This window comes from Levilactobacillus yonginensis, from assembly GCF_003946265.1.
Taxonomy (GTDB): Bacteria; Bacillota; Bacilli; order Lactobacillales; family Lactobacillaceae; genus Levilactobacillus; species Levilactobacillus yonginensis.
In genome coordinates this window covers 1-9,763 of record NZ_RHNO01000040.1, presented here as the reverse complement: position 1 = coordinate 9,763, position 9,763 = coordinate 1, and the positions used below count along the sequence as shown (strand labels likewise).

General features: G+C 51.0%; 8 protein-coding genes and 1 other RNA gene. 2 read left to right on the top strand and 7 right to left on the bottom strand.

The window, feature by feature from the left end:
• Positions 1-113 precede the first annotated feature (113 nt).
• The 7 genes from EKM87_RS11960 to EKM87_RS11930 all read right to left on the bottom strand — a co-directional run bounded on the left by EKM87_RS11960 (position 114) and on the right by EKM87_RS11930 (position 5,605).
• Positions 114-305: a hypothetical protein gene (locus EKM87_RS11960; RefSeq protein ID WP_125684972.1), complete on the bottom strand. Its 192-nt coding sequence runs from the start codon at positions 303-305 to the stop codon at positions 114-116.
• A gap of 655 nt (positions 306-960) precedes the next feature.
• Complete coding sequence (locus EKM87_RS11955; protein ID WP_125684970.1) at positions 961-2,301, bottom strand: ammonium transporter; 1,341 nt, start codon at positions 2,299-2,301, stop codon at positions 961-963.
• 169 nt (positions 2,302-2,470) lie between these two features.
• Positions 2,471-2,851, bottom strand: a complete 381-nt coding sequence (locus EKM87_RS11950; protein ID WP_125684968.1) for an HIT family protein — start codon at positions 2,849-2,851, stop codon at positions 2,471-2,473.
• 5 nt (positions 2,852-2,856) lie between these two features.
• Positions 2,857-3,999 (bottom strand): THUMP domain-containing class I SAM-dependent RNA methyltransferase, encoded by a 1,143-nt coding sequence (locus EKM87_RS11945; RefSeq protein ID WP_125684966.1) that lies wholly within the window; start codon positions 3,997-3,999, stop codon positions 2,857-2,859.
• A 228-nt stretch (positions 4,000-4,227) separates the two neighbouring features.
• An RNA gene (rnpB, locus tag EKM87_RS11940) (RNase P RNA component class B) lies at positions 4,228-4,607 on the bottom strand.
• Positions 4,608-4,626: 19 nt separating this feature from the next.
• Entirely contained in the window at positions 4,627-4,980 is a 354-nt protein-coding gene (gpsB, locus tag EKM87_RS11935) for a cell division regulator GpsB (RefSeq protein WP_125684964.1), read from the bottom strand.
• Between the two features lie 55 nt (positions 4,981-5,035).
• Positions 5,036-5,605, bottom strand: a complete 570-nt coding sequence (locus tag EKM87_RS11930; RefSeq protein WP_125684962.1) for a DUF1273 domain-containing protein — start codon at positions 5,603-5,605, stop codon at positions 5,036-5,038.
• Positions 5,606-6,561: 956 nt separating this feature from the next.
• Here EKM87_RS11930 and recU point away from each other — a divergent pair.
• Both recU and EKM87_RS11920 read left to right on the top strand, forming a co-directional pair.
• Entirely contained in the window at positions 6,562-7,167 is a 606-nt protein-coding gene (recU, locus tag EKM87_RS11925; RefSeq protein ID WP_125684974.1) for a Holliday junction resolvase RecU, read from the top strand.
• A 45-nt stretch (positions 7,168-7,212) separates the two neighbouring features.
• Positions 7,213-9,543 carry a transglycosylase domain-containing protein gene (locus EKM87_RS11920; RefSeq protein ID WP_125684960.1) on the top strand — a complete coding sequence of 777 codons (2,331 nt, stop codon included), beginning with the start codon at positions 7,213-7,215 and terminating at the stop codon, positions 9,541-9,543.
• The last annotated feature ends 220 nt before the right edge of the window (positions 9,544-9,763 follow it).

Genomic DNA, 9,763 nt, shown 5'->3' with positions numbered 1-9,763 from the left:
ATTTACTATCCGCCCGCATAGCGGGTGGTTTTTTGTTTCGCACGCTTTAGCGTGCTCAACCGGGCCTAAAGGCATAACAAAAAAGACGGCTCACTGGCCGCCCTTATTTCAGGTTACGCTTCACGCGTATTCTTCTTTAATTTATCGATTAAGGCCTCGGCTCCGTAGCAGACCGCACCCAAACTAGCAAATGCTAGTGGGAAGCCGAACGCCCAGAGGGGTGACTTCATTAGCATCAAGACTAATGCCAGCAATCCCACAGCCAGTACAACTAAAATCGTTAACACAATTTTTTCCATTTTCATAATCGTTCCCCCAAACTCGATTAAAACTTTTGTGGCCCCTAACCACACACTTAGTTTATCAGGTTCCGGGAGAAACAACAATCAAGTCGACCATTCTTAAGAAAGTTACTAACTTTAGTTACCATTGAAAGGTCGAAAACTTGTAAAAGCTAGTTAAGCTTGTCACAGCAAGGATACTAGTATTCGACATGTTATGTTGTGTGTCTTTTCGCCTTACCGGCCGCCAGCTATGGGCTGGAACGGTGCGGACGCAACTTGAAGCCTCGAAAAACCCGAGTCTACAAGCTTGGTCTTCTGCTAAACCAGCGGGAAAAGCACCCACTGACTAAGCAGAACGACGCGCCTGAGCCCATAACTGGCGGCCTCTCGGCTTACACAATATTTTTTGCACCAACTAAGCCTACTAGTTGGCCCGTCAAATATAGCGTGCTGGAGGCGAACCCTGCAATGGTGATTATACCTAAGCCACAATCAAAGCCGAAGGCGGCCAAGGATAGAGCCGGCCGTGAAGGTGGTGTTAACTGGTGGTTTTCCAGTTTACAGCACGGGCGACTTTGAAGACACGGGATTTTCGTGGCTTCAAAGCCCGCCCTTGGGCTGAAGCGTTCCCACAGCTGGCGGAATCCCTGGCCGCCGGAGCGCGACCGTTTTACAATCAGTTACCATTAAGATGAGTCGGCTCAGGGTTCGGATTTTTCAGCTGTTGCAATTGACCCTTGAATTCCGGTTCGTACAGTTCCTGGTCCGGCTTGTAATCGGCTAACCGTTCCGTCAGACCAACCGCGTAGTCGGCCTGTTCACCGTGTTCGCCTTGGTCCAGCCCCAACCGTTCTTCCTCAGCACCAACTCGCATGGGGGTGATTTGCCGCAGGCCCCAGATGATCAAGCATCCCATCGCCGCAACAAAGGCAATCGTCACGCCAGTCGCTAGCAGTTGAATCAACAACAAGTGCAGCCCACCACCGTAAGCCAACCCGTTCGTCGTAATCGTTGGGTTCACGGCCTTGGTCGCAAAGACCCCGGTCAAGATACTGCCGACGATGCCGCTGACCCCATGGCAGCCAAAGGCATCCAATGCATCATCGATTCCCAATTTTGGCTTGAGAAACTGGATGAACGCAAAGCTGGTGCAGGTAGCAACGGCCCCAATGGCCACCGACCCCATAATGGTGACGTAACCAGCAGCCGGCGTAATCGCAACCAGCCCACATAGCGTCCCGGTACAAACACCAACCAGCGTTGGCTTACCAGTCTTCCAAATATCTAGGCCCATCCACACGACCATTGCCGTGGCCGTGGCCACCGTACTGGTAATGGCTGCCTGCAGAGCAACACCGTTCACAGCCAGTGCACTCCCGGCGTTAAACCCATACCAGCCGATCCACAGAATCGCCGTTCCCAGCAACACCCAAGGTAAATTGTAATGTTGATTGTGACCACGGTTCAGCCGTGGCCCCAGCCATGCGGATAAAACTAAGGCGGTTACCCCAGCGTTGATGTGCACGACGGTCCCACCAGCAAAATCCAATACCCCCAATTTTGCCAACCAACCCGCCGGCGCCCAAACCAAGTGGACCATTGGGTAGTAGATCAGAATTGACCAGGCAATCAAGAAGAGTAGCAGAAATTTAAACCGAATTCGGCCAACGACCGCCCCCACAAACAACGCTGGGGTGATGATTGCGAACATCATTTGAAATAAAGAGTACGCCCCCACCGGAATGTGACTGGCGGTCAGGCTGGCCAGGTTGACCCCGGCCATGAAGACGTGATTCAAATTACCAACGACCCCCGCAATGTTGCCAGAGAACGCCATGGAATAACCCAGGAAGACCCACAGCAGAATTGCGACCCCCGTCATAATGAAGACCGATAGCATGGTGTTGACAACGTTTTTTTCGGAGACTAAGCCCCCGTAAAAGAAGGCCAAGCCAGGAGTCATAAATAGGACCAGGACACTAGCGACTAAGACAAACGCGGTATTTGCAAGATTCATAACGACGCCCTCTTCTCTCTTAATGTTAGGAATTCTAACACCATTTTCAGAAAAAGTCCCGTTATATTTTCAGGATACCACCCGTTTAACGGGTAATTTAACAAACAAAAAGCCCGCAAGACTGGCTTACACCAGTGCTTACAGGCTTATGAAAAATAAATGTTAAGTTTTATGACATGAGTTTCCGAACCGCCTTCGGAATCATCTTTCGAATCCCGCCAGCCGGATTCTTCACGTCCCCAACGTAGCGCGGAATCAGGTGAACGTGGGCGTGCATAACCGCTTGACCGGCAGCTGCCGCCACGTTGACCCCCACGTTGTAACCCGCGGGATGATACCGGTCATCCAAGAACTGTTTAGCGACAAACAATAAATCATCCATCGCGTGACGCGTGGATGCCGGCACGTCAAAATAAGTGGCGTAGTGTTGTTTGGGTACGATCAATAGGTGACCCCGGCGGACGGGGTGGGTGTCCCAAAAGGCCTTAGCCAGGTCATTCTCCAAAACGATTTCTTTTTTCTGACAAAAAACACAATCGTCTTTGATCATTGAAATTACCCCTTATGACGTGGATGACGTTGGGCCCAGAACTGAAAGTAGTCGGTCCGCAGCGCCCCGTTATAGAGCTTCCGCGTCTTCGTTGCCTTCTGGCCGTAGAAGTGTTCAAACTCCAGGTCGGCCGTCAAAATGTACTTCGACCAATCGGTCAGTGGCTTGAAGACCTGACCCATCTGCTTATAAAGTTCCCGGACACTAGCCTGGTCACTCAACCGTTCCCCGTAAGGTGGGTTGGCGACGATGACCCCGTGTTCGAGGTCCGTCTTGAAGTCCTGTACGGCCAGTTGACTGAACGTGACATCTTGTGACAAGCCAGCTTCTTGCGCGTTACGCTTAGCAATCGCCACCATGTTCTCGTCAATATCTGTCCCAAAAATTTGGAGTGGCGTATCGTAATCGGCCTTGGCATCGGCTTCGTCACGAACCTGATCACTCAATTCTTGTGGAACCCAGTCCCAACTCTCGCAGGTAAAGGTCCGGTTAAACCCAGGAGCCAAATTACGCCCAATCAAAGCGGCTTCAATCGGAATGGTCCCAGACCCACAGACAGGATCCCAGAACGGCATGTCCTTGTGCCAACTTGTCAGCGCAATCAAAGCGGCCGCCATGTTTTCCTTCAGTGGCGCGCCACCCTTACCGACCCGGTAGCCCCGCTTGAAGAGACTGGACCCGGTGGTATCTAGCGTGAGCATCACGTGATCCTTGTCGATCATGACTTCCAAAGGATACGTGGCCCCGGTTTCGGGCATCCGCGTCCGCCGGTGATAGACGGCCGCCAGCTTAGTGGCCACGGCCTTCTTCACGATGGCTTGCGCGTCCGGCACACTGTGGAGCTGTGACTTCTTGGAACGGCCTTCTACTGGGAAAGCAGCGTCCATTGGCAAGAGTTCATCCCAGGCGACAGCCTTAGTGGCTTCAAATAATTCGTCAAAGGTCATGGCGTCAAATTCAGCCACGATGATCCGAACCCGGTCAGCGGTCCGTAACCACAGATTGGCCCGTAAGATGTCTTCAATCGTGCCGTCAAAACGAACCCGGCCGTTTTCAACCTGGGTGTCATACCCTAGGTCGCGCAGTTCGCGCCCGGCGATGGCTTCAATACCACTGGCAGTGGCCGCGTATAAATGGAATTTCTTCATAACGTCCTCCTATTCATGATGCTACTCATTTCATTTTCATCTAAAAATTGCGGCGCAGAACCACAACTTAACACTCCTATTTGTTGACCGGTCTCGCTGACCCGCTTGTACGTGGTCACGTGAGGAGCAGCAATCGTCTCCTTCAGACCAATCAACCGCCTTTCAAGGCAATTATAGCTATAAAAAAAGGCGGGAGCAAGCTCCCACCAAACCTGACATGGTGTAAATCCCTGTAAGCCATGTTTTGTACCACCCAGCCGTTTCAGGCAAACGACTGACTGGCAGTAATCATCTATCTCGAGAGTTTCCTCTCCCCCCACACTTCGTTCAATTCCATGTGTGAAGCGCCCCTACCAAAAGTTTGGGTTGCCCGCTCGAGGGGTTTACCGCGTTCCACCGTCTAAGTTTCCTTAGACGTATCGTCACTGTGGCACTTTTCAGGGATACTAGGACATAGCCGAAGCCGTAGCCGTTTTTTCCCGCCGTAACGTTATTGCTAACGTCCCCCGGCTTATTTTTTCACCGAGCACGAACACTACAGGCATCGCAGCCTGTGCGAGCATGGACTTTCCTCAGCCGACATAAGCCGACCGCGATTACTCAGGATTTACACCAGTCTATATAATTCTACAAACGATGTGACTCGTTTGGATCATTATCTAATTGTGAACCGAAGACGTGCCGTTCCAGGTTGGATAACCGCTTCAAGATGTCCATGTTCGTGACACTTGAAGTTGGTTGGCTGGTTGTGGCAGCTTGTGGCTGACTTCCGCCCACTTGCACTTGCTTCGTGAGTTCGTCGACCTTGGCCAACAACCGTTCGTTTTCGTCTTGAAGCCGTTGATTCTCCTTAACAAAAGTGTCGTAGTCCTTGATGACGTTGTCTAAGAAACTGTCAACGTCGTCTGGATCGTAACCACGCATCTTTTGACGGAATTGCTTTTGCAAAATTTCCTTGGGAGTGAAATTAACGTTTTCCATTGATCATTACACCTCGTTATCCTAATCAAACCGGCAAGATTAATCATACCAGTTTTTACTCAAATTGGGAACCATTATTTAAATTTTCTTGATATTCGTTGGCACTTTCTTGTAACCAATCCATATCAATCAACGTCAGGGGATAAGTATGCTGCTCTTGAAACCGTGCAACGGCCTGCTGATCATACTTAGGTTTTCCTTCAACCTCTAAATCATAAACCATGACTGCCTCATCCGTATGGGTCAGCATAAATTCTTGATAGTTTCTTAACTGTTGGGGACCATGATAGGGTCGCTCGCTGACTGACTGGTGAAAATCGACGCGACTCGCCAGCTGGGCATATTTCGCCCGGTTGTCCTCATTCCAATTATTCCCGAATTCAGCAAACGGGGTCATCATGGCAACCTTCAGCTCAGGATAATCTGGCTTCAGTTCCAGACCAACCTCGGCCGCCCACTGCTCAACGCCCAGCTGACCACCGGTAATTAGCCAGTCCGTCCCATTTTCAATCTTGTTGATCAATAACTTTTTCAGCGTATCCTTAATCACTAATAGCTTGGGGTCCTGATTACCAAAGACACCTAGTTCATAGCTCCGATACCCAGTTAGCCATAATCGACTCACTTGACCAGCCCCCTTTGCCTTACCCTTTCTAGTTTAGCGAAAAATAGTCGACTGAGCAACTTACATGGATAAAAATTTTGCAATTCTTTCGTTAAGCTGATTTCAGTCGGCTCTGTGGTTAGTCGCCTTACCGGCCGCCAGCTATGGGCTGGAACGGTGCGGACACAACTTGAAGCCTCGAAAACCCCGAGTCTCCAAGCTTGGTCTTCCGCTAAGCCAGTAGGAAAATCACCTACTGACTAAGCAGAACGACGCGCCTGAGCCCATAGCTGGCGGCCTCTCGGCTTACACAAGTTTCCCTGCCAACCTTAAAAATCTGTTATCGATTAGCTCATACAGAATGGTGTGTAAACTATCAAAATTCTTCATCCTAACCCGTAATCAGTGTCGACGAAATCCTAATCCTTAACCACTGAAGAACAATCATTCCCTTTCAACCTATAGGTACCTTAATTCAACAATTATTACTTCATTACATGGCACTATCTGCAATCCCGACAAATAATATCGCAATTGAATGGACAACTCACCTTGCGCACAACCCTCGCGTTAAAGTAACACCTAATCAAAGCCGGAGGTGGCCAGGGCTGGTGACAGCTGTGAAAACGGCATTGGCTAGCGTTCTGGGCTGGCCTAGGCCGTGGGCGCCTTTGAAGACACGTGGGTTTCGTGGCTTCAAAGCGAGCGAGAAGCCCGCCCTTTGGCTGAAGCGTCCCCACAGCAGGCACCAGCCCTGGCCGCCGGAGCGCGGACATTTCACAGTTGTTTTGGCCTAAAACCACCGGATATCAACCTTTCAATACGAAGTTAAGCTGTTAAGTTACGTTTAAATTCGGGGAATCACGGGCTTCAAGTGGCTTTAGGAGTTTTTATTTCGCGGTCACCTTGGTATAATGTCAATAACTAGGTCATAAACTGGAAGCTTCGGTTTTCAAGTGAAGGAGCGTGAGGAATCAATGACCATTCGGTATCCCAATGGGAATGCCTACCGAGCACCTGCAACGTCAATTGGACGGCGTTTCCCCAGCACCTACACCACCGACTATGGTAAACGGGGAATGACGTTGGAAGAGGAACTCAACGAGTCCAATACCTACTATGAGTTACACGGACTGGCTGTCGTTCACAAGAAACCAACGCCCATTCGCATCGTCAAGGTCGATTACCCTAAGCGGAGTGCCGCAGTCATCAAAGAAGCCTACTTCAGTACGGCCTCCACGACCGACTACAACGGCGTTTATCAGGGGCATTACCTGGACTTTGATGCCAAGGAGACTCGCAACAAGTCGTCGTTTCCCTTGAAAAACTTCCATCAACATCAGATTGATCACATGCGTGCTTGTATGACTCAGGGCGGTATTTGCTTTGCTATTATTAAATTCGTTACCCGCCAAGAGATCTACCTGTACCCTACGACCAAGCTGTTTGCTTGTTGGGATGCTCAGGAGACCGGTGGCCGTAAATCAGTCCCTTACGCAGACATTGCTGAGCAAGGCATCCTGATTACGCCAGAACTCCAGTTACCTGTTCCCTATCTCAAAGCCGTGGATCAGCTTCTATAGTAGAAACACCAGAAGTGAACACGTTTAAACGCAAAGGAGATTAACATGTCTAGTAACAATTCATCGTCGGAGACCCGGATGAGCCGCAATAATGAGCGCACCCAGGGCGCCGGCCCCAAACGCCCGCACAACGGGTGGCGGTTATTCCGTCGCATTTTGTTCATCATCGTTGCCATTGGTGTTCTGGGAATTCTCGCCGGCGCCGGCCTGTTCTTTTACTACGCGCAAAGCGCCCCTAAGGTCACAGAAGGTGCCCTGTCGAGTGATACCTCGACGCGGGTCTACGACGCCAACGGCAAGGTCATTTCACGACTCGGGGCACAGAACCGAAACTACGTGAAATCGCCAAACATCCCCGCCACGTTGAAGAGTGCGGTCGTTTCCACCGAAGACCGACGCTTCTACAAAAACAACGGGGTCGACCCCATCCGGATCATGGGAGCGGCGTTTGCAAACGTCACCGGCTCCTCACTGGGGATGCAAGGTGGGAGTACCTTGACGCAACAGCTGGTCAAGCTGTCCGTCTTCTCCACCAACGCCTCCGACCGAACACTTAAGCGTAAGGCCCAGGAAGCCTGGCTAGCCTTGAAGGTCGATCATGATTACTCCAAGGACCAAATTCTCGAGTATTACGTGAACAAGGTCTACATGGGTAACGGGGTCTACGGGATGCAGACTGCCGCACAGTACTACTACGGCAAGACGCTTAAGAGCCTGGATCTCGCCCAGTTGGCCCTCTTGGCCGGGATGCCACAATCGCCAACCAACTATGATCCAACTAGTTATCCAGCGCTCGCTAAGAAGCGGCGTGACCTGGTCTTGGAAGCCATGGCTTCGAACAACGCCATCACGTCCGCTCAGGCGAAGCAGGCCGAAGCAACCAGTATCACCACTGGGCTAGTCAAGAACCATCAGACGACCACCAGCAACGACCCTAAGACCACTAAGGTCATCGACGCTTACCTCAAACAGGTCTACGCTGAATTGAAGAAAAAGGGTTACAACACGACGACTGGTGGCCTGAAGGTTCACACCAACCTGGACATGGGCGCTCAGAAGAAACTCTACGACATCGTCAATGGGAACAGCTACGTCTCCTTCCCTTCCAGCAAGTTCCAAGTTGGCTCGACCATTGTTAACCCGAACAACGGGAAAGTCGTCGCCATGATCGGTGGCCGGAAGACTGGTAACGTCACGTTTGGTCTCAACCGGGCCGTGCAAACCGACCGGTCCAGTGCTTCAACGGCCAAGCCACTGATGGATTACGGTCCGGCCATTGATTATCTGTACTACCCAACCTACGAACCAGTTAAGGATACGGCGTTTACGTACCCTGGCACGACCAAGAACCTTTACGACTGGGACCGACAGTACCAAGGAACCATCACCATGCGTAAGGCCCTCTACGAGTCACGGAACATCCCCGCCGTACGGACGTTACAAAACGTCGGCATCAAGAAGGCAACCACCTTCCTGAAGGGCCTGGGGATGACGTTCGAGAAGCCGCTGACCCTGCAAAACGGGATTGGCCTCTACATCTCATCCGAACAAGAAGCTGCGGCCTACGCTGCCTTCGCAAACGGTGGGACGTACTACAAACCTTACCTGGTATCCAAAGTCGTCACGCAAGATGGTAAAGCCCACAACTACGCCTCCACTGGTAAGCGGGCCATGTCCACCGCAACGGCGTTCATGTTGACGGATATGATGAAGGACGTTATCACGAACGACAATGGTTCAGGACGTTCCGCTGCCATCTCAGGTCTTTACCAAGCTGGTAAGACCGGGACGGACTCCTACCCTGACGACTACGCCGATCAAGTGCCGGATGGCGCAACGATGGACTCCTGGTTCACGGGTTACACCAAGAACTACGCCGTCTCTGTTTGGACCGGGTATGATAAGCAGTTCCAGACGGGCCACTACGTCAGTGAGTCGCAAACGGAAATTGCGCAACAGATTTATAAGTATGAAATGAGTTACTTGGCTTCTAAGTCTACGAACACCGATTGGACGGCACCAGGCACCGTGACCGCTACGTCACAAGGTAACAAGACGGAGTACTACGTAACGGGTCACGCTGGCACGGTTTCCGATACGACGGCAACTAGTCAGTACGGATCGACCAATACCACGAGCTCCTCTGCTTATAGTAGTAACGGCCAGGCCACGACGAACAACAGCTCGTCTAAGACCAACACCACGACCACTGAATCCAGCACCAGTAAGGAATCCTCCAGCACCACGGAACAAAAACCTGGTGGGAGCGACGGTGGTAATGATGACAACACGGATTCAACCACCACTTCCTCGGCAGGCAGCACCGCAACGTCTACCGATAAGCATACGAATTCAACAGCAGACACGGATGAATAGTCTCTGGGGATGCTAAAAGCTCCCGTAAGTCTTGCGCTTAGTGCGTAGATTTACGGGAGTTTTTTAGGCTCTTTGTCAACCGGTGTTGATGAAGGGATTTTCAGAGGTTCAATTCACTTTCGAATTGGACCTCTTTTTTGTATGACGAATTTACAATTGAAGTGCAACAAGTAAGAAGAAAATAAAAAAGAACTCATAGCCTGAGTCCTGTAAAATGAAG

Excerpts from the sequence above, each read along its gene's own strand:
- EKM87_RS11960 (WP_125684972.1), bottom strand. The coding sequence starts at position 305 with ATGAAAATGGAAAAAATTGTGTTAACGATTTTAGTTGTACTGGCTGTG.
- EKM87_RS11955 (WP_125684970.1), bottom strand. The coding sequence starts at position 2,301 with ATGAATCTTGCAAATACCGCGTTTGTCTTAGTCGCTAGTGTCCTGGTC.
- EKM87_RS11950 (WP_125684968.1), bottom strand. The coding sequence starts at position 2,851 with ATGATCAAAGACGATTGTGTTTTTTGTCAGAAAAAAGAAATCGTTTTG.
- EKM87_RS11945 (WP_125684966.1), bottom strand. The coding sequence starts at position 3,999 with ATGAAGAAATTCCATTTATACGCGGCCACTGCCAGTGGTATTGAAGCC.
- gpsB (WP_125684964.1), bottom strand. The coding sequence starts at position 4,980 with ATGGAAAACGTTAATTTCACTCCCAAGGAAATTTTGCAAAAGCAATTC.
- recU (WP_125684974.1), top strand. The coding sequence starts at position 6,562 with ATGACCATTCGGTATCCCAATGGGAATGCCTACCGAGCACCTGCAACG.
- EKM87_RS11920 (WP_125684960.1), top strand. The coding sequence starts at position 7,213 with ATGTCTAGTAACAATTCATCGTCGGAGACCCGGATGAGCCGCAATAAT.